Here is a 25,311-nt window from a genome sequence, read left to right as displayed (position 1 = left end):
TCCCGTTCCCCAACCCCACTCCAGGTGATGCCCATGACTTCCGCCATCCTCCTGCCCACTCCGGTCCCGGCCCCGATCGCCGACGAGACCGCGCCCGTCGCCGTAGGGCCGTCGACGGCCGACGCTCAACTCGCCGTCGCCGACGACTTGTTGAGCCTGCTGCGGACGACCGCCACCGAGCCGCGGCCCGACGAGCAGCTCGAGGCGCTCACCCTGGCCGTCGCGGCCGACCTGCCCGTGCTGCTCTGGGGCGAGCCCGGCATCGGCAAGACCGCGGCCCTCACCCAACTCGCCGCCTCGCTCGACCTGCCGCTGACGACCGTGATCGCCAGCGTCCACGAGCCGACCGACTTCTCCGGACTGCCCATCGTGGGCGACGACCCGGAGGTGCGCGGGGTGCCGATGGCGCCGCCGCAGTGGGCGGTCGAGCTGGTGCGGGCCGGGCGAGGGCTGCTCTTCCTGGACGAGCTGTCCACCGCCACCCCGGCCGTCCAGGCCGCGTTGCTGCGGGTCGTCCTGGAGCGGAAGGTCGGCGCGCTGCAACTACCGCCGGGCGTGAGGATCGTGGCCGCGGCCAATCCGCGCGCGTCGGCAGCGGACGGATGGGAGCTGAGCCCACCGCTGGCCAACCGGTTCGTGCATCTGTACTGGATGCACGACCGGGAGGTGGTGGTGCGTGGACTGGGCGGGGTCTGGCCGCGGGCGGAGCCGCCCCGGCTGGTGCCCGAGCGGCTGCCGGAAGCGGTGGCTCTGGCCCGCCGCGCGGTGTGCGGCTTCCTGGAGGCGCGGCCGACGCTGATCCATCGGCTGCCCACCACCGAGACGCGACGCGGCGGCGCCTGGCCGTCACCCCGGAGCTGGGAGGCCGCGCTGACGCTGTTGGCCTTCGGCACGGCGGCCTCCGTCTCCCGGGACGTACTGGCGCTGCTGGTGCGCGGCGCGGTGGGCGACGGGCCGGGCCTCGAACTCCTCGCCCACCTGGACCGGATGGACCTGCCGGACCCGGAGTCGTTGCTCGCCGATCCGGCCTCCGCCGAGCTGCCGGAGCGCGGTGATCTGCGGCAGGCCGCGCTGGAGGCGGTGGTGGCCGCCGTCGGTGCACGGCCGGAGCGGGAACGCTGGGAGGCGGGCTGGGCGGTGCTCGTCCGGGCCCTGGAGACCGGCCCCGCGGACCTGCTGGTCGCCCCGGCGACGACGCTGGCCGCGCTGCGGCGGGACGACTGGGAGGTGCCGGAAGCGGTGGAGCGGCTGGTCGGGGTGATCGGTCTCGCCCAGCGGTCCGACCGGTCGGTGGAGCGGGCCACGGCGCAGGCCGGCGCCGGGCGGACGGCGGGTGCGCACCGATGACCGCGACCACGCGGCGCCCGGCGCCGCCTTCGCCGTCGACGGCCGGCCCCGGACAACCCCCTCAGCCGACCCCACCACCAGGGCCCGCGAAGCAGCCGGCGCGGGCACCGGCCGCCTCAGGAGAGGATGTCCCCCACCCGGAGGTCACACCCCGCTGCGGACAGCACGCACAACCGCACCCGCCACGGGCGTCCGCACAACACCCGACGCCGGCCGCAGCGCCCGCACCCGCACCCCTCTCCGGACAACACGCACAACCGCACTCACCTCCGTCACCATCACCATCACCGTCCCCGTCAAGGCCGTCGCCCCCCTCCGCCGTGAAGCGTCCACTGCCGCGGCCGATGGCGCCGCCCGCGCCGCCGCGACCGGTGCGGGCCACCGTGCCGCGGCGGCCGGCCGGCCACGGCGGGACGGACGACAGGCTCGGATTGCCGCTGGACATGGAGAAGCTGCTCGCCGCGCGGCTGCACGCGGTGAAGGTCCGTCCGTATCTGGCCGCCGCGCTCTTCGCCCTGCACGTGGTGGAGGACCGGTCGGTGCCGACGATGGCGGTGGACGCGCACTGGCGCTGCTACGTCTCCCCCGGCTTCGTGGCGCGCACCCCGGTGGAGGAGCTGGCGGGCGTCTGGGTGCACGAGGTCTCCCATCTGCTCCGGGACCACCACGCGCGGGGTGAGCGGTACGCGCGGGAGCACGGGGAGCACGGACCGGGCGAACGGCTGCGGCGCAACATCGCCGCCGACTTCGAGATCAACGACGACATCTACGGTGACGGTCTGCCCCGGCCCGCCGGGGCGGTGCTGCCCTCGCTGCTGCGGCTGCCGGAGGGGCTGCTGATGGAGGAGTACCTGCGGCAGGCGTCGATGTCGGGGCTCGCCGCGGACCTGGCCTGGCTGGACTGCGGCGGGGGCGCCGACGGGGAGGGCCGGCCCTGGGAGCTGGGGCCCGAGGGCGCACACGGGCTGACCAGGCAGCAGCGGGACGCGGTGCGCTTCCGGGTCGCCGAGGGCATCAGAGGCCGGCCGGGCGACGCCCCGGACGGGTGGCGGCGGTGGGCCGACGAGGCGTTCCATCCGCCGCAGCCGTGGCGGCAGTTGCTGGGTGCGGCGATCCGCTCGGCGGCGGGTGCGCCGGGAGTGGGCGAGAACCACAGCTACCGGCGCCCGTCCCGGCGTTCGGCGAGCGTCCCTGGTGTGGTGCTGCCGAGTCTGCGCCGTATGCCGCCCCGTGTCTGCGTCGTGATCGACACCTCGGCTTCGGTGAGCGATGCCGAGCTGGGCAGCGCGCTGCTGGAGGTGGCGGCGATCTCGCGGGCGGTCGGCGGGCGGCGCGACCTGGTCTCGGTGATCTCCTGCGACGCGGCGGCCGGTGTGGCGGTCCCGCTCTGCCGCGCCGAGAACATCGAGTTGGTCGGCGGCGGCGGTACGGATCTGCGCTCCGGTTTCGCGCGGGCGCTGCGTTCGCAGCCGCGCCCGGACGTGATCGTCGTGCTGACGGACGGTCAGACGCCGTGGCCCTCGGCGGAGCCGTCCTGCCGTACGGTCGTCGGCCTCTTCCCGCGCCCCGTCCGCGCCGTGCACGAGGACGACCCCGACTACGTCCCGCCGGCCCCGCCGCCCTGGGCGCGCGTGGTCACCATCGGCTGACGAGACGCCTCGGGTCGGCCGCCGAATAATGGTGCGGGCGATGTCAGTGCGCCCTGTTGGCCTCCTGCGGCCGGCCCGTGTGATCCATGGGCTACCGTGCCCCACGACCGTGTCTCGTTGATCACGTACAGGGCCGGCTGGCACTTCTCCACGTGTCCCGCCTGGGCGGGGGTGCCGTAGTGGCCGCGGCGAGCGACCTGGGCCGCATCCGCCTCCGGCGATGCCGGGTGCCGGCCGGCCGGAATGACCAGCCGCCGGCCGATCGCGGCCGTGGTCCGCCCAGCCCGGCCGCCTTCGGCTCTACCGACTCACGTCTGCCGTCCAGCAGCAGCCGCACATACACCTGCCCCCGCCCACGCTGGTCAGCAAGCGCGAACGCGTCGATCACCGCGCAGGCTCCGGTGAGCCTGGCCGCGGCACTGTGCTGCGATGACACGTTCGGATGGAGCCGCGCCGGATCTGCCGTCCCGCGCGAGCACTTCAGCCGAGGTCCTCAGCCCCGGGTCGGCTCTCCGGCAGATGCTCCTCGGCCCACCTGCCCAGTTCCTTGAGCGCGGGCTCCAGCGCGGCCCCGGCCTCCGTCAGCCGATACGAAACACGCAGCGGAGGACCTTCGTCGACCTCGCGCACGACCAGTCCCGCGGCGCCGAGCTCAGTGAGCCGATCGGACAACATGCGTTCGCTGATACCCGGGACAGCCCGGCACAGATCGGCGAAGTGAGCGGGTTGCTCCACGAGTACCGCCACGATCGGGCCGGTCCAACGCTTACCCAGCAGCTGGAAGACCCGGGTGATACCCCCGTCCACCCTCTTGCATGCCGACTCCCCGTGCTTGTGATCCTCCGCCATGCCACAAAGATACCGCCCTCGACATCCGCAGGTGAGAAAAAGTAAGCCCCTGTGGTATCTATAGTCGAGTACGAAAACGTAGTGGCGATCCGCCTGTCCTGGCGAGTCCGCCCAGACATCCCGCTCTGCTGGAGATCACTGATGACGACCCTTCTGCACATCGACTCGTCCGTCTTCCCCACCTCCGCGTCCGCGTCACGGACCGTCGCCGAGACGTTCCTCAGCGTCTGGCGCGAGCAGCACCCGGAGGGCAGGGTGATCTACCGAGACCTCGCCGCCGCCCCGGTGCCGCACATCACCGCTGACGCCCACACCGCCGGTTTCAGCGACCCATCGGCACACACGCCCGAGCAGGCCGCCGCCTTCGCGGAGCGAGTACGGCTCATCGAGGAGCTCGAACAGGCGGACGCGGTGCTGATCGGCGCCCCGATGTACAACTACGCGATCCCGTCGACACTCAAGGCATGGCTGGACAACGTGATCCTCTTCGGCCGCACCGCGGGCGAGGCGCCCACCGCCAAGGACACGCCCGTCACCGTCATCGCCAGTCGAGGCGGCTCCTACGAGCCGGGCACACCCAAGGAGTCTTTCGAGTACGTCCGGAACTACCTCAGGGCGATCCTCACCGACACCCTCGCCATGGATGTCCACTTCATCGTTCCGGAGCTCACCATGGCTCCGCACAACCCGGCCATGGAAAGCCTGGTGCCCCTCTACGAGGCGTCGCGTGAGCGCTCTTTGGCGGACGCCGCCGCCAAGGCGAAGGAAGTGGCGGGGCGCATCGCCTCCTGACGCCGCCCGCGCAGCCGCAGTTTTCGTCCCGTACGGGTGTCGTCCGTCAGTACCCCAGGACTCGCAAGCCAGGGAACGGTAACTGGCTGCGGACAGCGTCGAGGTGACGCGGGAACGTGGTGTCTCCCGCGCCACCTCGACGGGGTGTGCGCTCAGAGAAGCAGCTGGTCGATGGTGAACGGGAGGGAGCGGAGGCGGCGACCGGTCGCGTGGTGCACCGCGTTGCCGATGGCCGCGGCCATCCCGACCAGACCGATCTCTCCGACACCCTTGGTGCCCACTTCGGTGGCACGGTCGGGTGCGCCGCAGAAGATGACCTCCATATCGGGGATGTCAGCGTTGACGGGCATCAGGTAGTCGCCGAACGTCGCGTTGGCGATACGTCCGGTGCCGGCATCGGTCGCCGTCTCCTCGAACATCGCCTGGCTGATGCCGCCGACGGTGCCGCCGATGATCTGACTGGTGGCGGTCTTCTCGTTGAGGATGCGACCGCCGTCGATGGCCGAGACCACGCGCGCAACCCGCAGCAGCCCGAGGTGGGGGTCGATGCGCACTTCGACGAACTTGGCACCGAAGGCGCCCGCGGTCGCCATGCCGATCTTCTGCGCATCCGGAGGCGTGCTGCGGCCGTCCGCGCTGAGCTCTTCCAGGCCGTGGCGGGCCAGGATGTCCACGTACGCCTCGCCCACGTCCGGAGCGCCGACGCGGTGCAGACGGCCTCCCCCGACGGTGACTTCGTCCGGTGCCGCGCCACGCAGCGGTGAGGCCTCGTCGTCCCGAACGACCTCGAGGAACTCCGCCACGAGGTTCCGGCAAGCGATGTGGACCGCGTTCGCCAGTGCTCCGGTGAGGCCGGACCCGCCCGCCTGGGGGGCGTAGGGCATGTCCGAGTCACCGAGGTCGAAGCGGACTCTGCTGATCTCCAGGCCCAGGCGTTCGGCCGCGACCTGCGTCATGACCGTGTAGGTACCTGTGCCGATGTCGGTGGCGGCGCTGCGCACATAGGCCGAGCCGTCGCGGCGCAGCGAAGCACGCGCCTGGCAGGGGACTTGGTAGAAGGGGTAGGACACCCCTGCCATGCCATATCCGACCAGCCACCGGCCGTCACGCATCGAGCCGATCTCCGGTGTCCGGCGAGACCATCCGAACCTTTCCGCGCCCTGGGTGTAGCACTCGCGGAGAGCTTTGCTCGACCAGGGCAGCCCCAGTACGGGATGCTCCTCCGCGTAGTTGCGCAGTCGGAACTCCAGCGGGTCCATGCCGACGGCGTGGGCCACTTCGTCGATCGCCGACTCGAGGGCGAAGTTGCCTTGCCCCTCCGCGGGTGCGCGCATGGAGCCCGGACACGGAATGTTCAGCCGGGCCTGCCGGTCGCGCGTCAGAGCGTTGGGGCACGCGTAGGCCACCGCCGAGCCGAAGGAGACCGGCTCGTAGTCGTCGTCCTCCATCGCCACCGACGAGATGCTGTGGTGTTCGACGGCCACGAGGTCACCGGCCGCAGTGGCGCCGAGCTTGATGCGCTGGACGCTGTTGGGTCGATGTCCCACCGAGGTGAACATCTGTGGCCGCGTCAGCACCAGCTTGACCGGACGCTGCACCTCGCGGGCCGCCAGCACGGTCAGGACCGTGTGGGGCCACACACGCAGCCCGGCGCCGAAACCTCCGCCCACGAAGGGCGCCAGTACGCGGATACCGCTTTCGGGGATCCCGAAGATCTGGGCGATCGTGCTGCGCACGTTGTGGGGCCACTGGGTGGAGTCGTGGACGGTGACGGATTCACCGTGCCAGGCGGCGACCGTGGTCATGAGACCGAGCGGATTGTTGGTGTTGTCCGGGGTGGTGTACCGCTCTTCGACCACCACATCAGCCTTTGCGAAGCCGGCCGCTACATCGCCGCGCTCGGTGTCCAGGCCCCATGGGTTCTCCACGATCGCCGCTCGAGGATCCTCCACGTCCAGGAGCGCTTCGGCCGGCTCGTACTCCACGCGGACGCGGGAGGCCGCGTGCCGTGCCTGCTCGGGGCTGTCCGCCACGACGACCGCGATGTGCTGGCCGTAGTGCAGGATCCGGTCGTCCTGCATCGGGACCGGCGGGGACGGCCCGAGCAGCGTCATGGGTCCGGCCTCCAGCTGCGGCGCGGTCAGGTGCGTGATCACGGTGAGAACGCCCGGGGCCGCCTGCGCTTCCGACGCGTCGATGCTGCGGATGCGTCCTGCGGCGATCGTGCTCCCCACCAGGGCCGCATGCGCCATGCCCGGGTAGCTGAAGTCGTTGGGGTAGTGTGCCGCTCCCGTGATCTTCAGAGGGGCGTCCACACGTTCCACGCCCGCGCCTACGACGGTGGGAGTTGTGAGGGTGGTCATGATCGGCCTCCCGTAACGGTCTCGAGGGTACGGACCAGGGTGCGCTTGGCCAGTTCCACCTTGAACGCGGTTCCCGGCAGTGTCCGAGCGCCTTCCAGGGCCGCCTCCGCGGCCGCTCGGAAGTTGTCGTGCCCGACTCTTGCCCCCCTCAGGACCTCTTCCGCGCCCCAGGCCCGCCACGGAATCGTGCCCACCCCGCCCAGTCCGACGCGGGCCTCTGTGATCATGTCACCGTCGAGCTGGACGGCCACGCCCGCGGAGGTGAGGGCGAACTCGTAGGACACACGGTCACGCACCTTCAGGTAGTGCGACCTGGTCCCTTCGGGCAACAGGGGGATCTCCACCTCGGTGATCAGCTCACCGTGGTTCAGCACGTTCTCGACGTCGGGAGTGGTACCCGGGGGCATGTAGAACTGCGTCAGCGGGATGGAACGCGCACCGTCCTGGCCCTGCACGTGCACGACCGTGTCCAACGCCACCAGCGGGACGGCCAGGTCCGACGCGTGCAAGGCGATGCAGTGATCGCTCGTGCCGAGGATCGCGTGCATCCGCTGGACTCCCGTGATCGCGGCGCAGCCCGACCCCGGGTTCCTCTTGTTGCACGCAGCGACCGTCGGATCCCTGAAGTACCGGCACCGGGCGCGTTGCAGGAGGTTGCCGCCGATCGTGGCCATGTTCCGCAGCTGCGTGGAGGCCCCGAGCAGGAGCGCCTCCCGCACGAACGGCAGCCGTTCGCGCAGCAACGCGTCCGCGGCGAGTTCCTCCATCGTCGTCAGCGCCCCCACGTGCACCGCCGTCTCGGCGTGCATGATCCCTTTGAGCGGCAGCCGCGTGATGTCGACCAGTCGCTCCGGCTCCAGAACCCCGTCCTTCATCAGGTCGAGCTGGGTCGTGCCGCCGGCCAGGAACGACGTTCCGGGGTCCGCGGCCACAAGCGCCACCGCTTCCTCGGTTCCGGAGGGCCGAACGTACTCAAACGGACGCATCGTTTCCCTCCGATACAACGTCACGGATCGCCGCGCGGATATTCGGGTACGCCCCGCAACGACAGATGTTCCCGCTCATGAACTCGCAGATGTCCTCTTCGGTGCCCGCCCGGCCCTCCGCCTGCAGAGAGACGGCGGACATGATCTGGCCGGGAGTGCAGTAGCCGCACTGAAAGGCGTCGTGTCGCGAGAACGCCTGCTGCATCGGGTGAGGCTCACCGTGGTCGGCCAGCCCTTCGATCGTGGTGATCTCCTCGCTGTCGTACTGGGCGGCCAGCGCCAGGCAGGACACAATCCGTTTCCCGTCGACCAGGACGGTGCACGCACCACAAGCGCCCTGGTCGCAGCCCTTTTTCGCTCCTGTGAGCCCCAGATGGTCCCGCAGGGCGTCGAGCAGCGTCACTCGGGAGTCGAACCGCAGGCGATAGGAATCGCCGTTGACACGCAGCGTGACGTCTACGCTGGGAACTTCGGGAGTTGCCTCGCTAGGGCGCGCTGGGGTCTCGACATGCTTCATAGCGCCTCAATTCGATTCGATCCTGACACAGGACGATGACAGGGAAATGATCACCATCCAAGGCGGTATCTGTTTGATACTAGGACCGGTCCGGTTGGCTCGCCATTTGTGACGTCGAGATACCGAGGATGCCGCCACGCCGGCCACGTCGCGAATAATTGCGTCTCCTCCAGGGACGACGTCAAGGATCACCGGAGTGGTGGCAGCGTGGCGGGTGTGGATGCCGGGCGCGCCGCCATGAACACACAGACGAAATAATGGAGTTGCTCGCTCCAGGGATGGTCCGCAGGTCCGGACGGCGTCTCCCGGCGTGACCCTGTGGGAGCGCTACGGGCATGGATGAACGCACCCCCCTGATCAGGAAGCCGAGCACCCTCCCGGAGGCGGGCCCGGTTCACAGGGGGGATCTCGATCTGCCGTTGCATCCTGGACACGACAGTGCGCGGCCCACTCGATCAGCAATCGGTGGACAAGTTGGGTGCTCGCCGACGCGGCCGCTGATCGCCCGTCACTCCCGCCCGGCAAGCCGCCTGACCCCCGCCTGACTCTCGGGGTGGGGCGACCGGCCATCAGACGAGAAAAGGTACTCTTCTCCCCATCGGTGGAGCGCAAGTATCACCAGACGAAGCGACTCGCCCTTCTCCGTGAGCACGTACTCCCGATACGGGCTTCCATCTGATGCGGGCTGCATACGCAGTATTCCGAGCGACACGAGTTTGCTCAGGCGGGCACTCAGAATGTTTCTGCCAAGCCCCAGATTTCTGTGGAATTCGCCGAAGCGGGCGACCCCATCAAGCGCCTCTCGAACAATGAGCAGGGACCACCGGTCACCGATCTGGTCCAGGGAGCGCGCTACGGGGCAGGCCGCGTCAGTGAACGTAGTTCTGTGCACCTGCTCGGCCTCCTTCAGCAGCGATGTAATCCCTTCTGCGCCAGCCTTTCGACAAGCAACCAGTACAGCAAAGCGTTGGTAGTTCACCAGCGTAGCAAGGGTTCTGGAAATTCGCTCCTCTGCACTGCACCTCCGGTTGGTTGAAGGGCGCCTACAAATTTCGGAACAGGGCGTTGCACGTCGGTCGAGGCACCCCGCTACCGGCACCATGCGACGCGAGAACCTGCCCGCCCCCTTGGACGACCATCTTCGCGACCGGGACCGGGGCGGATGTCCGCTGCCATGCGGCCCGCCTCCCTTCACTCTTACTCGTTCAACCATGATCGCGTCTCGACGAAATTGCCTTGGTAGGCGTCTAAAACCTCGCGCACAAGAGAATCACAGAGTCCATCTCATTGATCGCCGACAGCAATGCGAGGTATTTATGGCAACGCTGTGGAATTCGCCATGGATGCGAGCCGGACGGAAGGATTCCAGCGGCTTGAGCAATACGCTCCATGTCTGGCGCCAAGGCGCCAGGCACGCCGGAATGAGGACAGATGACACCCGTGGCCGCGAGGTAGCACCGGGCATCGGCGCCCTCGACATCAGTCCTGCGGTCGAGCGGGTACCCGTTTGTCCCATTAGTCTGGTTCCAAGCTGCGTCGACCCGCACGACAGCCGGCCCGGCGGTCCGACGGGTGTCGACAGTCGCAGTGGCACGGCACCGGGTCCGGTCGTCGCGATGGGCCCCTTCAGGAGCAGGACATGCTGGATATCGCTGAGCATCTGTCCCGATGGATCGAAGCCGACCATGACTTCGCCGTCGCGACCGTCGTCGGTGTGAGCGGCAGCGCACCCCGGCCCCCCGGTGCCGCGCTCGCCGTCAACGACGAGGGCACGGCTGTCGGGTCCGTCTCGGGCGGGTGTGTCGAGGGAGCCGTGTATGAGCTGTGTCAAGACGTGCTGGAGAGCGGCACCAGCCAGGTGCAGCGCTTCGGCTACAGCGACGAGGACGCCTTTGCCGTCGGCCTGACCTGCGGTGGGATCATCGACATCCTCATTACGCCGATCCGTAGGCAGGACCCGCACCGTCCGCTCTTCGCCACCGCGGTGTCCGCGGTTCGATCCGGCGGCACGGTGGCCCTGGCGCGGGTCGTCGACGGGCCCGAGGATCTCATCGGGCGCGGTCTGCTCGTCAAGGCAGACGGTTCCGCGGACGGATCCCTCAGCGACCGGCCGGAGTTGGACGCGCTCGTCGCAGCGGAGGCTCGCGCGCAACTCCATGCCGGCCACACGGGGATGGTCAAGGTCGGTGCCGACGGTTTGTACTGCGAGCAGCCTCTTCAACTGCTGGTGGAGTGCAGCTCCCCTCCCCCGCGCATGATCGTTTTCGGTGCCATCGATTTCGCAGCCGCTCTGGTAAGGCTGGGGAGGTTCCTCGGCTACCGGGTCACGGTGTGCGATGCCCGTCCCGTGTTCGCGACGCGCCAGCGCTTCCCGGAGGCAGACGACGTCATCGTGGAGTGGCCGCACCGCTACCTGGAAGCAACGGACATCGACGAGCGGACGGTGCTGTGCGTGCTCACGCATGATGCGAAGTTCGACGTACCGCTACTGGAACGGGCACTCACGCTGCCCGTCGCCTACATCGGGGCCATGGGCTCCCGCCGCACCCACGCGGACCGCGTCCGCCGGTTGCGCGAGGCAGGTACGACAGACGAGCAACTGGCCAGGCTCAGAGCTCCCATCGGTCTGGATCTCGGGGCCCGTACCCCGGAGGAGACCGCGCTGTCGATCATGGCCGAGCTTGTCGCCAGCCGTCGGGGAGGCACCGGTCTGCCGCTCACGGACGTTCAGGAGCCGATCCACCGCGACGTGGCGGTTCGGCAGGAGTAGCCGGTGTCGCGCAGTGGGCACGGCCCGCTCCGCACGAGACCGGTCAAGCCGGGTCCAAGTCGGCGTGCAGCAGATGGTGGTCCGAGTACGGGGTCGGATGCACACGATGCTCGAGCGGGACGATGCCTCGAAGGAAGACGTAGTCGAACTTGCTCTGCCAGTCGGTGGTCGGCTTGCAGGTGCCGGTGGGCGAAGGATGGCACTGGGGGTCTGTATCCGCGGCCAGTGCCCACATCCCGGTGAGTTCGAAGGCGTCCGGCCTGGCGTTGAAGTCACCGAGAACGATCGCGCGGTCGTGCCGGGCGACCTCTGCGGCGAGCACACCGATCTGGCCTGCTCGGACGTCCTCCTGACGTCGTTCGGCGAGGTGTGTGTTGAAGACCCGGACGGACTGGCCGCCCACGGTCGTGGTGACTGCCATGTACCCACGGTCTTCGGATCCGCCGTCGGGATACTCCACGTTGACGGGGTCGGTCATCGGTGCCGCCGAGAGGACCGCCTGACCGAAGGCCCCCGGACTCCACGGCGCTCCCCCGCAGCGGCCCCATCTCCGAAGGACCGTCCCGTACTCGACGTGGTAGACGAGCCCGTAACGGCTCTTCAGATAGCCCCGGATTCTCTCGACGTCACGCACGCACGCCTCCTGCAAGCCGATGACCTGGGGCGCATACGCGGCGATCTCCGCTGCGCGGTCACCGTTGCCTGCCTCACAGGGGTTGCAGATGTTCCACGTCATGACACGGTTCGGTACGACGTCCCTGCCGGTTTCGACGGGCAGCGACCCGGCGAAGAGGGCAGCGCCTGGGGCACTGGGGCCGGCGAGCGCCACGCAGACCACGGTCATGGCACCCATGAGCAACCGCGTGACCCTTCCGAGCACCATCGCCTCCTCGAAGTGGATACACCTGGCATCCGACGTCTCCCCCCAAGAGGTTATGAGACAGGGCTGTCAAGGACACATGCGCTGTGCCGGATCTGGTTGCTCCCGGACGAACTCGCCGGCTCGACCAAGCCACATCCTCGACCGCCCTGCCGGCCGAGTGCGTTGCACGTGCCGTGCCGAACGGCCGCTTGAAGACTGGACCGCGCGACCACACCGTGCTCCAGACTGATCAACCCAAGCCAGACCCCCACCCACTGATCAGAAACGTCGCGCCTGGACAGCGCTACCCGGAGATCGGACTGCCGGAGAAGACGCGTGTCTTTCCCACACGACAAGGCACGGCCCGGTCACCCGCTCAACGGTCGGCTCGTACCGCCACCCACGGGCGGCCCGAAGGCATACCACAGGGGGACCGGATCGCTCAGCTCGGAAGCCGGCCGCGGCGGTCCCGTCCGCCGACACCACTGCGAACCGCGTACCGACCCAGCCGCGGTCCGCATAGCTCCGCTAGGGAGAGGGCGTCGTGAGGTACCGGAAGATCCTTGTTCGGCTGACATCGATCCTGACCGCCGGAACGGTCGCGCTCGGATGCTTCCTCCACGTGTTCTCACCGAAGCCTGCCAGTGATGGCTCCTGCCAGGAGCCGGGGCAGCAACTCACAGGCCGCCCATGCGTATGAGCCACCAATCCGCGTTGTAGGCGCCACTCACCGAGTCGTGCGGCACAGCCGGCCGCTCCTCCACAGCGTCCTCCAGCCGGATGGGCTCCGGCAGCTTGGAGAACCGCGGACTGGGCTCCCGACGTGCCGGGACGGCGGATGTGCGTTCGTTTTCCATTTCAGCGTCTCCTCATCGCGGCGTTCGCGCCGCGCTCGTTGGCATCCGGAAGGGCAGGTGCGAGGCCCGTGGCGCCGCCGGTCAGGCGACGGCTGCTCGGCGCCGCGTCAGGCGAGGGCGCAGGCTCGACAGGATCCCGGCGGCGATGGCCCACAGGGCCAGGGTGATCAGGGGGCCGATCAGGTGGGAGCCGTTGTAGTAGCTGAGATCGGCGATGCCCCGGACATCCGCTCCTGGGGGCAGCAGGGCGGAGACCGCCCGGGCCGCGGAGGGCAGCAGGTCGGCGCCGATGACCGCGCCGCTCGTGGCATTGCCGACGGTCAGCAGCAGCGTAGTGATCGGTAGCCCGATCGGGCCCAGGTAGACGCCCAGGAGCTTGGTGGTGAACGCCGTCGCGGCGGCCGGCGAGGCCAGGACGAAGACCAGGGGCACCGCCGGGGCCGGGAGGGCGCCCAGGACGGGCCCGACGACGATCGCCCCGACGCTGCCGATGGCGACAGAAGCTCCGATGAGCAGGAAGAACCGGTGCCGCAGACGCATGACGCCGGCCAGCCCCAGGACGTTCGAGCCCAGAACGAAGCCTGCCAGGCTCACACCGAAGGCCACATAGAAGCCGGCCAGGCCGCGGGCGTCGTGCTTCGCCAGAGGGACGACGTCCACAACCTTGGAAGGGGAGGCTCGGGCTGAGCCCCACTCGCAATAGGAGCACGCTCTTATCTTGACGGCGGCAAGGCCTCCTTTCTCATAAATACCGACAGAAAGGGGAGAACGAGACATATCGCACATGACGAGGAGAGATGACCATGCGCATCGCCGTCGCCGGAGCCACCGGGAACATCGGGGCTCGCACCGCCACCGTCCTCGAGGAGGCCGGACACGAAGTCGTGCGTATCAGCCGCTCACTCGGGGTGGACCTGATCACTGGGAGCGGCCTCGACGCCGCTCTGACCGGCGTCGACGCCGTCGTGGACGCCATGAGCTACGAGGGAGCCGACCGGGACGAGGCGGTGAGGTACTTCGGCACCGCCACCCGCAACCTGCTCGCCGCCGAGGAACGAGCCGGTGTCCGTCACCACGTGCTGCTCTCGATCGTCGGCATCGACCGCGTCGAGGGCAACGCGCACTACGCCGGCAAGCGTGAGCAGGAGCGCCTCGTGGCCGAGAGCCCGGTGCCCTGGACGATCGTTCCCTTCACGCAGTTTTACGACTTCGCCGCGACGGTGACGAGCTGGACCGAACAGGACGGCGTCGCCCCGATCCCACCGCTGCTCATGCAGCCGATCGCCCCCGCGGACGTGGCCCACATCCTCGCCGAGATCGCCACGGGCACGCCGCAGGGGCGTTACCGCGACGTCGCCGGCCCGGAACCGCAGGACCTCGTGGACATGGCCCGGCGCACCAACGACGCGCGCGGCCACGCGGTCAAGCTCGTGCCCACCTGGTCGTCGTTGCTGGGATCGGAGATGGCCGGGGACGTACTGCTGCCCGGCGAGAACGCCCGTATCGCGCCCACCACCTTCGACGCATGGCTCGCTCAGCCGCAATAGCGTCACCCTGCCCTGCCCTGCCCGCCTACGCCATCCCGCGCAACGCCCACAAGGGCACCGGCGTAACGGGGCAGGGCTGTGCTCACTGGGTGTAGAAGGTGGCGTCGGCCCGGTCGGTCGCCGTGCTGGGAGCCTGGACCTGCAGCAGATAGTTGTAATGGCGGATGTAGCGGCCTGGTGAGTTGTACGACTCGTACGAGACTCCGGCGGAGTCGGCGAGCCCGGCCCGGGCGGTCCAGGAGGCGTCGCTGCGGAACTGAGCCGTCCCGTCGTTCTTCTCGACCCACACCTCGAAGTTCCTGTGGCGCAGGAAGTAACCGGGGAAGTTGGCCGACTCCAGGGAGACGGTGCCGCTGCCGGCGAGGCCGGTGACGACACGGAACTGCGAGTCGGCCAACGGGGAGATGTTCGGCTCGATCTTGGCGCGGAACTCCCAGTGCCGGACGAACCGGTCGGGGAAGTTGTACGAGGAAAGCCGGATCGGAGTGAGGCCGTCGGCGACCGGGATGCCGAAGTCGGGTGTGCCGTCGGATTTCCAGTAGATCTTCTGCACACGGGTGCGGCGGTTGGGGTCACTGAGCGGGTCGCCGCTGATGTCCTTGTAGCTGCGGTCGTGGTAGACGAGGATGTCCGACTTGCCGTCCTCGGAGACCGTGAACTGGTTGTGTCCGGGGCCGTACTGGCTGGTGGCGGCGTTGCTGGCGAAGACGGGGTTGGCGGACTTGGCCCAGGACGAGGCGTTGAGCAGGTTGGCCGAAGCGGACGCGGTCAGCAGGCCCATGCAGTAGTTGGCGTCGGTGGCGCTGGCCGAGAAGGTCATGAAGACCTTGCCGTTGCGCTGGATCACGGCCGGGCCCTCGTTGACCGTCTGGCCTCCGGCGGTCTCCCACGAGGCGGTCGGCCGACTGATCATGACCGGTGTGCCGGTGATGGTCCACGGGCTGGACATCCGCGCTATGTAGATGTTGGTGCCGGGGCCGACGGCCGGGTCGTTCTGCGCCCAGGCGAGGTAGCGCGTGCCGTTCACGACGAAGGTCGTCGCGTCCAGGGAGAAGGTGTCGAGCGGCAGCGCGATACGCCCCTTCTCGGTCCAGGCACCCGTGACCGGGTTCGCGGCGGTGCACTCCAGGACGTACGGCCGGATCTTCCAGACGTTGTCGGCGTCACCGGCGGCGAAGTAGATGTACCACTTGCCGTCGATGAAGTGGATTTCGGGAGCCCAGATGTGGGCGCCCATCACGCCGCTGGCGTGTTTGGTCCAGACGGTCGTCTCGGCAGCCGACGAAAGCCCCTGAATGGTGGTGGCGCGGCGCAGCACAATACGGTCGTACGCCGGCACCGTGGCGGTGAAGTAGTAGAAACCGTCGGTGTGCTTCCAGATGTGGGGGTCGGCCCGCTGCGCGGCAAGGGTGTTGGTGTACGTCACACCGGGTGACGCGGGCACGGCGGCGTGGGCGGTACCGGCCGAGGCGCCGGTGAAGGTGGCCACGGCCGAGCCGGCGATCACGCCGAGGACGGTCCGACGGGTGGGCGCAGGTCTCACGCACTACTCCCTGGTCTGGAGGCGGGGTACCGTTCACATTCTGTCGGTATTTCGAACACGGTTCGTCAGCTCGGCCAGAAGATAGGTTCTCTGCCTGACCCAGTCAACGCTTCTGTCACACAACAGATCCCGGGCCGGTCCGGATCGGACGTGCACGACCGGTGACGCCGGAAGCAGTACCGCCACCGAGCCCGGCGATCCGCTGCGACAACGCCGCCCCTGCACGGCCCGGCCGAAGGCCCCGGGTGCGGCGCCCCCGGCCCGGCGTCACCATAGGAACATCGAGATATGGGGACATGGAGACCGCGAGGTCCGTGTCCTTCGGCCCGTTCGCGCGGCCCTGAACGACTCCGCCCTGCGACCCCGTCTCACCTTCGGAAGACTTCCCCATGGTGGCCAGCAACCTCGTACTCATCACCGGCGCCGGAGGCGTAGGTCGTCAGGTTCTCGACCAACTGCGGGCGCAGGACGTGCCGGTACGTGTGATGGTCCGCCGTGACGACGACCGCGCGGCCGCGTTGCGCGCGAGCGGTGCGGAAGTCGTCGTCGGCGATCTGACCAGACCCGAGACTGTCGCCCCCGCGCTGTGGGGCGTCGGAGCGATGTACTTCGCGATGCCTGTGTCGCCGGACCACCTGCTGGCCACGACCGTGGTGGCCAGCGTCGCACGCGAGTACGGGAGTTTGGACGGCCTGGTGGGCATGTCCCAGATGACGGTGTCGCAGATGACCGCCACCAGCACCGAGGAGTCGCACCAGCAGCGGTTGCACTGGCTGGCGGAGCAGGTGCTGAACTGGTCGGGTCTGCCCGTGGTGCACATCCGCCCGACGTCGTTCCTGGACAACCCGCTGTTCACCACGCTGGCGGCGCAGTCGATCCGGGAGAACGGCACGATCGCGCTGCCGTTCGGTGCCGGCCGCACGTCGCCGGTCGCTGTGGAGGACGTCGCCAGGGTGGTCGCCACCGTGCTGAGCGAGCCGGCACCGCACGTCGGACACGTCTACGAGCTGACCGGGCCGCGCACGGTCGACATGACGGAGATGGCCGAGGAGTTCTCGCGGGCGCTGGGACGCCGGGTGACCTCTTCCGACGTGCCCCTGGAAAGTTGGCATACCGAGGTTCTCGCCAAGGCGGGCCTTTCGCCTCACACCGAGCAGCACATTCTCACCATGGCCCGACTGCACGCCGAGAACCGTTACGACCGCGCGACCGACGACGTCGAACAGGTGACGGGCGTACCCGCCCAATCGATCGAGGCGTTCGTGGCCGCTCGCAAGGACCTTTATCTGAGCTGACTGGCCCGGTCGAGGCCGGTACGGTGCTTGGCCTTCCCAACGGCGTTGCAGACGTGACGATGTCGGTTGTCTGGTGAGGGGCGTTTCCGCGATGGGTGAAGGCTTAACCAGAAAAATCGATATCCATGGACAGTTTCCGTAGGCCTCTTCCTGGAGGGTCAGGAGAGGCTTGCCGGCCCGCACCCAGACCGCACCTCCTATGCCTCGTATCTCACGTTCAGCGACCCGGACGGCAACGGCTGGGTGCTTCAGGAGATCAAGGAGCGTCTGCCCGGCCGGTGAGGAGGGTTACCGCGACGGGTCCGAACTGCGATCCGTCGCGGTACCCCGAGAGACGATCTGCCAGGCGAGCTGGACTGCGCTCAGCGCGGGGTGAGGACCATGCGGAAGCGGGCACTTCCCGAAAGCATCTTCTGGTAGGCCTCGTTGACCTGGTCCAGCGGCAGCGCCTCGGTCATCGGGCGAATGCCGTGCAGGGCACTGAACTCCATGGTGTCCAGGACGTCCCGGGCGGTGCCCGACGGATGGCCGCGCACGACTCTTCCGCTCATCAGCAGCTGGACCGGGTTGATGCCCATGGGCTCCGTGTCCGCCCCGATGATCACCAGCTCGCCGCGGTGCGACAGTCCGTCCACGACGGCCGTGATCGCTTTGGAGTTGCCGGCGGTGGCCAGGATGACCTTGGCGCCGCCCATGGACTGCAGAGCGTCCGCGACAGGGGTGTCGCCCGTGCTGTCGATGTAGTGGTGCGCGCCCAGTTCCTTGGCGAAGTCCGCCTTGCCGGCACCCCGCGCGATCGCCACGGTCTCGAATCCCATGGCTACCGCGTACTGCACCCCGAGATGCCCCAGGCCGCCGATGCCGAGCACCGCCACCAGGTCGCCGGGCCGTCCCGCACTGCGCCGCAGTCCGTTGAACACGGTCACCCCGGCACAGGCCATCGGCCCCGCGTCCGCGGCGGACAGCGCATCAGGGACACGTGCCAAGGCGTCGGCGGGAGCTGTGACGGTCTCGGCGAATCCACCGTCATAGGCCCACCCGGGTACCTTGAGGTTCTGGCACACGATGAAGTCGCCCTGCCTGCAGGGTGTGCAGTGGCCGCAACTGCCTCCGAACCAGCCCACGGTGACCCGGTCACCGACCTGCCAGCCCTTCTCGCCCGTACCGTCACCGAGTTCATCGATACGCCCGGCGATCTCGTGCCCGGGAACCACGGGGAACTCGATACCGGGCACCGCGGCATGGACGAAGAGATCGTCACTGTGGCAGATGCCGCACGCCTCGACGGCGATCCGCACGTGTCCAGGGCCCGGCTGCTGCACTTCACGTTCAGCGATCTCGAATTCTCCACCGACGTTGCCTACCTGCGCCACTCGATACATATTCGTCTCTCCTCGGACGACGGTGGGTCAGCCATGCGACGCGGTGCACCGGCTTCTGGCCGATCAGTGTGAGTGGTGGAACCGAGAGGGGTCCCGTGGACAGCCCAGCCACCACCGCTGGGTCGGTCGATTCGATGATCGCGGCATCCGGCAGCCGCTCGACCCAACCCGTCCGTATGGCGCGCTATAGCACATACATTTCACCATCCGCCACTTTGCCCTCGCAACCGCTGACCGTTTCAGCGTCGGACGGGAGGCCTGGGCTTCCCCCGATCCGAGGACGTCGACCCCACTCGTGCCACCGGGCGATGTCTCCCCCACAGGAGGAGTATGGAAAAGCGCTGCCGCGGCGTCGGTGGGCGCCATCGTCACGCAGTGACCTCCCCCTTCTGTCGCCCCACAGCGGGTGGAAGTCGAATGAGAGACGGGAGCAGACATGAACGGCACTTCTCACGTCTACGACGTGGTGGTTCTCGGTGCCGGGCCCACCGGGGAGAACCTGGCAGATCGCACGAGTGCCGCCGGGCTCACCTCCGTGATCGTGGAGAACGAGTTGCTCGGCGGGGAGTGCTCGTTCTGGGCGTGTGAGCCCAGCAAGGCGCTGCTGCGTCCCGTGCTGGCCAGGGCCGACGCTCGCCGGATACCGGGACTGAGGCGAGCGGCCGAGGGGCCCTTGGACGTCCCCGCGGTCCTCGCCCACCGCGACAAGATGTCCGCCTACTGGAAGGACGACGACCAGGTGGACTGGCTGCGCTCCGTGTCCGTGGACCTGGTGCGAGGCCACGGCCGGCTGGACGGACCGCGGCAGGTGGTGGTGGACACCGCGGACGGTGGGGCCCTGCGCCTGACGGCCCGGCACGCCGTCGGTGTGTGCACCGGGACGGTCACCGCCTTCCCCGATCTCCCAGGACTCGAGCAGGCCCGTCCCTGGACGAACCGAGACGCGACCTCCAGCCGGCACGTCCCCGACCGGCTCGTCGTGGTGGGGGGCGGCGTGGTGGCCGTCGAGATGGCCACCGCCTGGCAGGCGCTCGGTTCCCAGGTGACCATGCTGGTCCGCGGAACCAAGGGCCTGCTCAACCGCATGGAGCCGTTCGCCGGGGAGATGGTGGCGGACGCCCTGCGCGCCGCCGGTGTGGACCTGCGCTTCGGCACGTCGGTGACCGGCGTCGCGCGGCAGGACGGAACGGAAAGTCCGGTCGATGTCCAGCTTGCCGACGGGGAGTCACTCGTGGCCGACGAGATCCTCTTCGCGACCGGTCGCTCGCCGCACACCGCGGACATCGGCCTGGAAACCGTCGGCCTCACCCCTGGCGACTGGCTGACCGTGGACGACTCGTACCGGGTGACGGACGTCGCCGACGGATGGCTCTATGGGGTCGGTGACGTCAACCACAGGGCCCTGATGACGCACCAGGGCAAATACCAAGCGCGTATCGCCGGTGCGGTGATCGGAGCACGGGCCAAGGGCGAACCGCTCGACGACGGCCGGTGGGGTGCGCACGCCTCGACGGCCGACAGCGCCGCGGTCCCGCAAGTGGTCTTCACCGAGCCCGAGGTCGCCAGTGTGGGACTGACGACCCGGGACGCGGAGCGCGCTGGGCTGCGGGTCGACGTGGTGGACTACGACATCGGCCGCGTCGCCGGCGCGGCCCAGTACGCCGATGGCTACCGCGGCAAGGCGCGTGTGCTGATCGACGCCGATCGCGGCACGGTCGTCGGTGTGACCTTCGTAGGCCCCGGGACGCAGGAGCTGCTGTACTCGGCGACCGTAGTGGTCGCCAGTGAGGTGCGCGTGGACCGGCTGTGGCATGCCGTCCCGGCGTTTCCGACGATCAGCGAGATCTGGCTGCGCATTCTCGAGACCTACCGGGACGGCGTCCGCCCGGCGACGTGAGGCGCTCTCCCCCGTCGCCGTGCGATCCCAGGCATGTCCGTCGCACCCGCCCACGGCGTCAGGTCGTCGCCCGGGGGAATTCGGTGCCACGCATGGCGCGGCGCACGGCCGGCTGGGGCTCGACGGCCTCGTCCTCGGGCCCCGGACCTGCCTACCTGCCGGCGGGCCTGCGGGCCCGGCCACACATGAAGAGCATTCAGGCGGTGTGCACCGATGGCCGGGGCGTCGACGACACACCTTTCCGCCGGGAGTGAGGCGGAACACCGATGAACGGAAGGCAAGCGGCGATGCCGGACATCAGCAGGACCAGCACGGCGCGCTCACGCTCCCTGATCGCGGTCGGAGCAGCCGTGACCATCGTCGGTGGTGCGGCGCTCATACCGTCGGCGTCGGCCGACGCACCCGCCGCGAAGCCGCCCGCGAAGATCTTCGAACTGGTCGGCAAACAGACCTCGGCCGGGGATGTGGACGTGGGCGAGCAGGGCATCAGCGTGGGTGACCAGCGCATCGTGCACGAGGACCTCTACCGCAATGGCGAGAAGGTGGGAGATCACAGCTCGGTCTGCACCTTCACACGGGTCAGCCCGGCCGCCCTCCAGTGCCTGGGCACCTTCGCCCTCCCCGAGGGACAGTTCACCGCGCAGTCGCTGCTGCACCTGCCCGCCGCGCGCTCCGTCGACGTCGGCATCACCGGCGGGTCGGGCGACTACCGCACGGCACGGGGCTTCATCCGCACCGTTCCGGCGGGTGCGACCGAGCGGCACTTCACCGTCCACCTCCAGCGCTGACGGGCCCCGCGCCCCACCCACCGGCCGGTGCGGCGTGGGCCCGAAGGTCTCGGCAGGCCGGAGCGCCGGGGCGACGGCACCGGATTGCGGTCCTCCCCGCCCGTGCCACCGTCGACATGCACCTGCCCTCGCGTCCGTCAGCCCAGCGCCCGGTCCAGGTTGAACGCGGCGCTGATGAGGGCGAGGTGGGTGAACGCCTGCGGGAAGTTGCCCTGTTGTTCGCCGGTGTGGCTGATCTCCTCGGCGTACAGACCGAGATGGTTGGCGTACGTCAGCATCTTCTCGAAGGCCAGCCGCGCCTCGTCGACCCGGCCGGCGTGGACCATGGCCTCGACGTACCAGAACGAGCAGATGGAGAACGTGCCCTCGTCGCCACGCATTCCGTCCGGGCTGGCCACCCGGTCGTACCGGTAGACGAGCGAGTCCGAGACCAGGTCCTGGGTGAGGGCGTCCAGCGTGGCCAGCCACTTGGGGTCGGTCGGGGCGACGAACTTGGTCAGCGGCATCATCAGCACGGCCGCGTCCAGCACGTCGCCGTCCTCCTCCTGGACGAAGGCCTGGCGCGCCTGCGACCAGCCCCGGCTGTGGATGCGCCGGTAGATCGTGTCGCGGCACTCGCGCCAGCGGAGCAGGTCGGCGGGCAGGCCACGCCGGTGGGCCATGCGGATCGCCCGTTCGATCGCCACCCAGCACATCAGCCGTGAGTACAGGAAGTTCTTGCGGCCGCCACGGGTCTCCCAGATGCCCTCGTCCGGCTGGTCCCAGTGCTCGCACACCCAGTCCACCAGCGCGCACACGTTGTCCCACTGGTCGCTGGAGACGGGTTGCGCCCACTTGTCGTAGAGGTAGATGGAGTCGATCAGCGCACCGTAGATGTCGAGTTGGAGCTGCTCGGCCGCGTCGTTGCCGACGCGCACGGGCGCGGAGCCCTGGTGGCCCTCCAGATCGGGGAGTTCACGCTCCGGCAGTTCGGTACGCCCGTCGATGCCGTACATGATCTGCAGGGGGCCCGCCGGTTTGACCTCACCCGGACTGACGTGCCGGGTCACGAACTCCATGAAGGCCTGCGCCTCGCCGGTGAATCCCAGCCGCAGCAGCGCGTAGACGCAGAAGGCGGCGTCGCGCACCCAGACGTAGCGATAGTCCCAGTTGCGTTCGCCGCCGAGCTGCTCGGGCAGGCTCGTCGTCGGCGCGGCCACGATCGCGCCCGTGGGCGCATAGGTGAGCAGTTTCAGGGTGAGCGCGGAGCGGTGCACCATCTCCCGCCAGCGGCCGCGGTAGCGGGATGCGGACAGCCAGTTCCGCCAGTACGCGACCGTGGCGGTGAACTGCCTCTCGGCCTCGGCGCAGGCGCACGAGCGGGGGGCCACCTCGCCGCCGACCTGGTCGAGGGCGAACACCGCCGCCTCGCCCTCGGCGAGCTTGAAATCGGCGCGCCCGTCCGGCCCGTCGACTTCGAGGGGCACCGTGGCGGTCAGGGCGAGCGACAGACCGCCGGAATCGAACACCGCCACGTCGCCGACCATGCGGAGCGTGTGCGGCAGGGCGCCGTAGTCGAAGCGCGGGGCCACGCGGGCACGGAACGGGATCGAGCCGCGCACACAGAGCACGCGCCGGATCAGCCGGTGGCGCTTCGCCTCGACGGACCCGCCGTCGACCGGCATGAAGTCCTGAACCTCGCCGACGCCGTCCTCGGTGAAGAACCTGGTGAGCAGGACGTTGGTGTCGGGGAAGTAGAACTGCTTGGTCCTGGCCGGGATGGCCGCCGCCAGTTCGAAACAGCCGCCGCGCTCCGCGTCCAGGATCGAGCCGAAGACGCTCGGGGCGTCGAAGCACGGGCAGCAGTACCAGTCGATCGTGCCGTCCGTCCCCACGAGAGCCACGCTGCGCAGGTCGCCGATCAGCCCGTGCTCGGCGATCGGCAGGTAACGGCCGCCGTTGAGCGCGTCCTGGTCGCTCGTCGTCTGCGTCATCGCAGCCTCCCTGGGCCCGGCCCCGGCCTGAGGCTTCCAGCCTAGGCGCAATCGGTTGCCGCAGCGCTGCCCGGCGGCGGCCCGCGCGGACCGCCGCACGCGGCCCGACGGGCACCCACCACGGTGACCGTGCGCTCACGCCCGTCACCAAGAGCAACTCCCTCCGGAGCATCACCGGCGGTGCCGTCTGTCGCACCCAGCGCAATGGCGATCACCGGGCGCCCGGCCGGATCCGCGTGGGGCGCCTGGCCCTGGCGCTTCTAGTCGGTGTCCGTCGCCGCCAGTACGGCGATCCGGCAGCGGTCGGGGGAGAGCGCGGCTATGCCGTAGTCGGAGCCGATCTCGTTGTGGAACCACTCCGCGCCGGCCTCGAAGTGGAACCACGTACTGTGCCGGGCCTGCCGCTCCACCTCCGGCGCGCTCGCGTCCGCCGCAGCGCCGCTGAGGCCCGCCATCGAACGCCATGCCCACAACCTGCCGAAGGCACCGTGCACACGCGAGCCGTAGACGCCTCCCATCGAGGCGGTTTCGAAGAGCAGGCACCAGATCTCCTCCATCGGGCAGGCCGCGATCTCGAAACGATCCGTCGGGCCGAGTCCGTCCACGCAGGCCATCGGCAGGGTCGGCAGCAGGGCGGGCACCTGGTCGGGAGCGATGGCCTGGTCCAGCTGGAAGACCCAGGCCCCGCAGGCGCCCCAGTCGCCTGCCTGCGGAGCGGCGACGATCGTCTCGTACACGTCGACCGTGGCGACGTCCCGGAGGGCGGACGGTGGAACCGAGCGTGGTGTGGGTGGATCCATCCGACCCCTGGTGGGCAGCCGGGACGACGCCCCACCGGCGGAGCCGCGCACGGAACGGCGGGGAAACGTCGCGCCGGCCTCGAAGTCGCGGCGGTGTGTCGGAAGCCATGCGAGGGGATGCCAGCCGGGTCGTTCAAGAGTCCAGTCCCGCAGGGGCCCTCGTGTTTCGGTGTCCGCGCCGCGCAGCAGCAGCTCGTGGAAGAGGCAGGCGCGCAGCTCGTCCAGCTCCCTCCACTCGCTCCGGTCGAAGACGGTGGCGACCAGGTCGGGGACCTGCTGATGCTCTGCGAGGAGCGAGGCGATGAAGGGATGCGTTCCTGCGTGAGGCTTGTCTTCGAGGAGTCGCAGCAGCTGTGTCAGGCTGTCGCGGCCGGGCGTGAGCGCGAGCACGCGTATGACGTGGGCGAGCTGGCGTTGGTGGTCCCGCGCCTGTTCCAGGGCGGCGGCACGCCGGTCGGCGAGCTGGGACCCCAGCCTGCGGACGAACGCGGTGTCACCCCGCGCGGCGCACTGCTCGGCCTGGCCCCATACGAGGGGAGCGAGGTTCTCCTCGGTCTCTTCCATATCCTCAACTCCAGCCCCGACACGGGCAAAGCGGCCGCGAGGGGATGTCAGCGCCCCGACTCACCTGCATGGGCGTTCCTGAGGGAACCGGGCCCTACTCCAGTTCCGCCGCACGCCTCTTGAGGTCTTCGGCGAACGTGTCCCAGTCGGGTCCGAAGGACAGCAGGTCCGCGGCCGCCTCCCGGAGCAGCCCCGGGTCGTCCGGACGTTGCAGGCAGGCGAGCCGGTAGGCGAGGTTCCGGGCCCAGGGCGGCAGGCCCATCCAGTCCTCGGCGAGGACGTCCCGGAGCATGGCGAGGATCTCGTCCGCCGTCGCGAAGGTGAGCGTCTCGACGAACTCACGGGCCGCCTCGTTGACCTGCCGGCTGTCGGCGCCGTCGATCGCCTGGCTGAGGCTCCTGGCCGCGGGAGTCGGATCGGGCATCTCTCGCTTCTCCTGACGGATTTCTTCCGGCGCGCCGGAGCGCCGAGGTGGTCGTGGACGGCAGGGGCCCAACTTAGCAGTCGAGTTCAGCGCCGCTGCCGGGGCG

Annotated in this window: 21 protein-coding genes and 1 pseudogene; 9 read left to right on the top strand and 13 right to left on the bottom strand. The window is 69.3% G+C overall.

Annotated features, from left to right (window positions below):
• The first annotated feature begins 27 nt into the window (after positions 1-27).
• Positions 28-1,347, top strand: a complete 1,320-nt coding sequence (locus ACIHAR_RS06775; protein WP_400017476.1) for an AAA family ATPase — start codon at positions 28-30, stop codon at positions 1,345-1,347.
• A gap of 443 nt (positions 1,348-1,790) precedes the next feature.
• On the top strand, positions 1,791-2,996 hold the full coding sequence (locus tag ACIHAR_RS06770) for a VWA-like domain-containing protein (protein WP_400017873.1): 1,206 nt from the start codon (positions 1,791-1,793) through the stop codon (positions 2,994-2,996).
• Between the two features lie 480 nt (positions 2,997-3,476).
• Here the strand turns inward: ACIHAR_RS06770 and ACIHAR_RS06765 are convergent, their stop codons facing one another.
• Positions 3,477-3,845 carry a helix-turn-helix domain-containing protein gene (locus tag ACIHAR_RS06765; protein WP_365453525.1) on the bottom strand — a complete coding sequence of 123 codons (369 nt, stop codon included), beginning with the start codon at positions 3,843-3,845 and terminating at the stop codon, positions 3,477-3,479.
• 141 nt (positions 3,846-3,986) lie between these two features.
• On the opposite strand from ACIHAR_RS06765, the gene ACIHAR_RS06760 reads away from it, so the two are divergent.
• Positions 3,987-4,637 carry an NAD(P)H-dependent oxidoreductase gene (locus ACIHAR_RS06760; RefSeq protein WP_365453528.1) on the top strand — a complete coding sequence of 217 codons (651 nt, stop codon included), beginning with the start codon at positions 3,987-3,989 and terminating at the stop codon, positions 4,635-4,637.
• A 152-nt stretch (positions 4,638-4,789) separates the two neighbouring features.
• Here the strand turns inward: ACIHAR_RS06760 and ACIHAR_RS06755 are convergent, their stop codons facing one another.
• From ACIHAR_RS06755 to ACIHAR_RS06740, 4 genes are all read right to left on the bottom strand, one after another.
• Positions 4,790-7,000 carry a xanthine dehydrogenase family protein molybdopterin-binding subunit gene (locus ACIHAR_RS06755; protein ID WP_365453531.1) on the bottom strand — a complete coding sequence of 737 codons (2,211 nt, stop codon included), beginning with the start codon at positions 6,998-7,000 and terminating at the stop codon, positions 4,790-4,792.
• On the bottom strand, positions 6,997-7,986 hold the full coding sequence (locus tag ACIHAR_RS06750; RefSeq protein WP_400017472.1) for an FAD binding domain-containing protein: 990 nt from the start codon (positions 7,984-7,986) through the stop codon (positions 6,997-6,999). Before ACIHAR_RS06750 ends, ACIHAR_RS06755 begins: the two co-directional genes overlap by 4 nt.
• The gene (locus ACIHAR_RS06745; RefSeq protein WP_400017470.1) at positions 7,973-8,503 is read right to left on the bottom strand and encodes a (2Fe-2S)-binding protein; all 531 of its coding nucleotides are present in this window, start codon (positions 8,501-8,503) and stop codon (positions 7,973-7,975) included. The genes ACIHAR_RS06750 and ACIHAR_RS06745 overlap by 14 nt, the downstream gene beginning before the upstream one ends.
• A 508-nt stretch (positions 8,504-9,011) precedes the next feature.
• On the bottom strand, positions 9,012-9,482 hold the full coding sequence (locus ACIHAR_RS06740) for a winged helix-turn-helix transcriptional regulator (RefSeq protein ID WP_400017467.1): 471 nt from the start codon (positions 9,480-9,482) through the stop codon (positions 9,012-9,014).
• A gap of 660 nt (positions 9,483-10,142) precedes the next feature.
• Between ACIHAR_RS06740 and ACIHAR_RS06735 the strand changes: the two genes are divergently transcribed.
• Positions 10,143-11,273 (top strand): XdhC/CoxI family protein, encoded by a 1,131-nt coding sequence (locus ACIHAR_RS06735; protein ID WP_365453540.1) that lies wholly within the window; start codon positions 10,143-10,145, stop codon positions 11,271-11,273.
• Between the two features lie 43 nt (positions 11,274-11,316).
• Here the strand turns inward: ACIHAR_RS06735 and ACIHAR_RS06730 are convergent, their stop codons facing one another.
• The 3 genes from ACIHAR_RS06730 to ACIHAR_RS06720 all read right to left on the bottom strand — a co-directional run bounded on the left by ACIHAR_RS06730 (position 11,317) and on the right by ACIHAR_RS06720 (position 13,652).
• Entirely contained in the window at positions 11,317-12,156 is an 840-nt protein-coding gene (locus ACIHAR_RS06730) for an endonuclease/exonuclease/phosphatase family protein (RefSeq protein ID WP_365453543.1), read from the bottom strand.
• Between the two features lie 656 nt (positions 12,157-12,812).
• Positions 12,813-12,992: a hypothetical protein gene (locus ACIHAR_RS06725; RefSeq protein WP_400017464.1), complete on the bottom strand. Its 180-nt coding sequence runs from the start codon at positions 12,990-12,992 to the stop codon at positions 12,813-12,815.
• Positions 12,993-13,073: 81 nt separating this feature from the next.
• A complete protein-coding gene (locus ACIHAR_RS06720; protein ID WP_400017462.1) occupies positions 13,074-13,652 on the bottom strand; it encodes a hypothetical protein in 579 nt (192 codons plus the stop codon).
• A gap of 137 nt (positions 13,653-13,789) precedes the next feature.
• On the opposite strand from ACIHAR_RS06720, the gene ACIHAR_RS06715 reads away from it, so the two are divergent.
• Positions 13,790-14,539, top strand: coding sequence for an NAD(P)H-binding protein (locus tag ACIHAR_RS06715; protein WP_365453552.1), 750 nt, complete (start codon positions 13,790-13,792; stop codon positions 14,537-14,539).
• An 82-nt stretch (positions 14,540-14,621) separates the two neighbouring features.
• Here the strand turns inward: ACIHAR_RS06715 and ACIHAR_RS06710 are convergent, their stop codons facing one another.
• The gene (locus ACIHAR_RS06710) at positions 14,622-16,046 is read right to left on the bottom strand and encodes a family 43 glycosylhydrolase (RefSeq protein ID WP_365454057.1); all 1,425 of its coding nucleotides are present in this window, start codon (positions 16,044-16,046) and stop codon (positions 14,622-14,624) included.
• A gap of 425 nt (positions 16,047-16,471) precedes the next feature.
• Between ACIHAR_RS06710 and ACIHAR_RS06705 the strand changes: the two genes are divergently transcribed.
• Together ACIHAR_RS06705 and ACIHAR_RS06700 are read left to right on the top strand one after the other, a co-directional pair.
• Positions 16,472-17,377, top strand: coding sequence for an NAD(P)H-binding protein (locus tag ACIHAR_RS06705; RefSeq protein ID WP_400017460.1), 906 nt, complete (start codon positions 16,472-16,474; stop codon positions 17,375-17,377).
• Between the two features lie 156 nt (positions 17,378-17,533).
• Positions 17,534-17,659 (top strand): annotated as a pseudogene (locus ACIHAR_RS06700) (glyoxalase); the annotation flags it as partial.
• Between the two features lie 80 nt (positions 17,660-17,739).
• On the opposite strand, the gene ACIHAR_RS06695 reads toward ACIHAR_RS06700, so the two are convergent.
• Positions 17,740-18,759, bottom strand: a complete 1,020-nt coding sequence (locus tag ACIHAR_RS06695; RefSeq protein WP_365453558.1) for an alcohol dehydrogenase — start codon at positions 18,757-18,759, stop codon at positions 17,740-17,742.
• Positions 18,760-19,195: 436 nt separating this feature from the next.
• Between ACIHAR_RS06695 and ACIHAR_RS06690 the strand changes: the two genes are divergently transcribed.
• Together ACIHAR_RS06690 and ACIHAR_RS06685 are read left to right on the top strand one after the other, a co-directional pair.
• A complete protein-coding gene (locus tag ACIHAR_RS06690; RefSeq protein ID WP_400017457.1) occupies positions 19,196-20,656 on the top strand; it encodes a dihydrolipoyl dehydrogenase family protein in 1,461 nt (486 codons plus the stop codon).
• Positions 20,657-20,922: 266 nt separating this feature from the next.
• Entirely contained in the window at positions 20,923-21,444 is a 522-nt protein-coding gene (locus tag ACIHAR_RS06685; RefSeq protein WP_400017455.1) for a hypothetical protein, read from the top strand.
• A 137-nt stretch (positions 21,445-21,581) separates the two neighbouring features.
• Here ACIHAR_RS06685 and ACIHAR_RS06680 read toward each other — a convergent pair whose 3' ends face one another.
• The 3 genes from ACIHAR_RS06680 to ACIHAR_RS06670 all read right to left on the bottom strand — a co-directional run bounded on the left by ACIHAR_RS06680 (position 21,582) and on the right by ACIHAR_RS06670 (position 25,205).
• Positions 21,582-23,417 (bottom strand): glycoside hydrolase family 15 protein, encoded by a 1,836-nt coding sequence (locus ACIHAR_RS06680; RefSeq protein ID WP_400017453.1) that lies wholly within the window; start codon positions 23,415-23,417, stop codon positions 21,582-21,584.
• A 260-nt stretch (positions 23,418-23,677) separates the two neighbouring features.
• A complete protein-coding gene (locus tag ACIHAR_RS06675) occupies positions 23,678-24,781 on the bottom strand; it encodes a DUF6183 family protein (protein ID WP_400017451.1) in 1,104 nt (367 codons plus the stop codon).
• A 94-nt stretch (positions 24,782-24,875) separates the two neighbouring features.
• Positions 24,876-25,205, bottom strand: a complete 330-nt coding sequence (locus ACIHAR_RS06670) for a hypothetical protein (RefSeq protein WP_365453573.1) — start codon at positions 25,203-25,205, stop codon at positions 24,876-24,878.
• Between the last annotated feature and the right edge of the window lie 106 nt (positions 25,206-25,311).

Source organism: Streptomyces sp. NPDC052016 (assembly GCF_044548445.1).
In the GTDB taxonomy this organism is placed as follows: Bacteria; Actinomycetota; Actinomycetes; order Streptomycetales; family Streptomycetaceae; genus Streptomyces.
This window is presented reverse-complemented; position numbering and strand designations above follow the sequence as displayed.

What these genes read in the sequence shown, in the direction of transcription:
- ACIHAR_RS06765 (WP_365453525.1), bottom strand. Translation starts at nt 3,845, where the DNA reads ATGGCGGAGGATCACAAGCACGGGGAGTCGGCATGCAAGAGGGTGGAC.
- ACIHAR_RS06680 (WP_400017453.1), bottom strand. Translation starts at nt 23,417, where the DNA reads ATGACGCAGACGACGAGCGACCAGGACGCGCTCAACGGCGGCCGTTAC.
- ACIHAR_RS06760 (WP_365453528.1), top strand. Translation starts at nt 3,987, where the DNA reads ATGACGACCCTTCTGCACATCGACTCGTCCGTCTTCCCCACCTCCGCG.
- ACIHAR_RS06705 (WP_400017460.1), top strand. Translation starts at nt 16,472, where the DNA reads ATGGTGGCCAGCAACCTCGTACTCATCACCGGCGCCGGAGGCGTAGGT.
- ACIHAR_RS06690 (WP_400017457.1), top strand. Translation starts at nt 19,196, where the DNA reads ATGAACGGCACTTCTCACGTCTACGACGTGGTGGTTCTCGGTGCCGGG.
- ACIHAR_RS06735 (WP_365453540.1), top strand. Translation starts at nt 10,143, where the DNA reads ATGCTGGATATCGCTGAGCATCTGTCCCGATGGATCGAAGCCGACCAT.
- ACIHAR_RS06670 (WP_365453573.1), bottom strand. Translation starts at nt 25,205, where the DNA reads ATGCCCGATCCGACTCCCGCGGCCAGGAGCCTCAGCCAGGCGATCGAC.
- ACIHAR_RS06675 (WP_400017451.1), bottom strand. Translation starts at nt 24,781, where the DNA reads ATGGAAGAGACCGAGGAGAACCTCGCTCCCCTCGTATGGGGCCAGGCC.
- ACIHAR_RS06695 (WP_365453558.1), bottom strand. Translation starts at nt 18,759, where the DNA reads ATGTATCGAGTGGCGCAGGTAGGCAACGTCGGTGGAGAATTCGAGATC.
- ACIHAR_RS06685 (WP_400017455.1), top strand. Translation starts at nt 20,923, where the DNA reads ATGAACGGAAGGCAAGCGGCGATGCCGGACATCAGCAGGACCAGCACG.
- ACIHAR_RS06730 (WP_365453543.1), bottom strand. Translation starts at nt 12,156, where the DNA reads ATGGTGCTCGGAAGGGTCACGCGGTTGCTCATGGGTGCCATGACCGTG.
- ACIHAR_RS06775 (WP_400017476.1), top strand. Translation starts at nt 28, where the DNA reads ATGCCCATGACTTCCGCCATCCTCCTGCCCACTCCGGTCCCGGCCCCG.
- ACIHAR_RS06745 (WP_400017470.1), bottom strand. Translation starts at nt 8,503, where the DNA reads ATGAAGCATGTCGAGACCCCAGCGCGCCCTAGCGAGGCAACTCCCGAA.
- ACIHAR_RS06770 (WP_400017873.1), top strand. Translation starts at nt 1,791, where the DNA reads ATGGAGAAGCTGCTCGCCGCGCGGCTGCACGCGGTGAAGGTCCGTCCG.
- ACIHAR_RS06715 (WP_365453552.1), top strand. Translation starts at nt 13,790, where the DNA reads ATGACCATGCGCATCGCCGTCGCCGGAGCCACCGGGAACATCGGGGCT.
- ACIHAR_RS06755 (WP_365453531.1), bottom strand. Translation starts at nt 7,000, where the DNA reads ATGACCACCCTCACAACTCCCACCGTCGTAGGCGCGGGCGTGGAACGT.
- ACIHAR_RS06750 (WP_400017472.1), bottom strand. Translation starts at nt 7,986, where the DNA reads ATGCGTCCGTTTGAGTACGTTCGGCCCTCCGGAACCGAGGAAGCGGTG.
- ACIHAR_RS06725 (WP_400017464.1), bottom strand. Translation starts at nt 12,992, where the DNA reads ATGGAAAACGAACGCACATCCGCCGTCCCGGCACGTCGGGAGCCCAGT.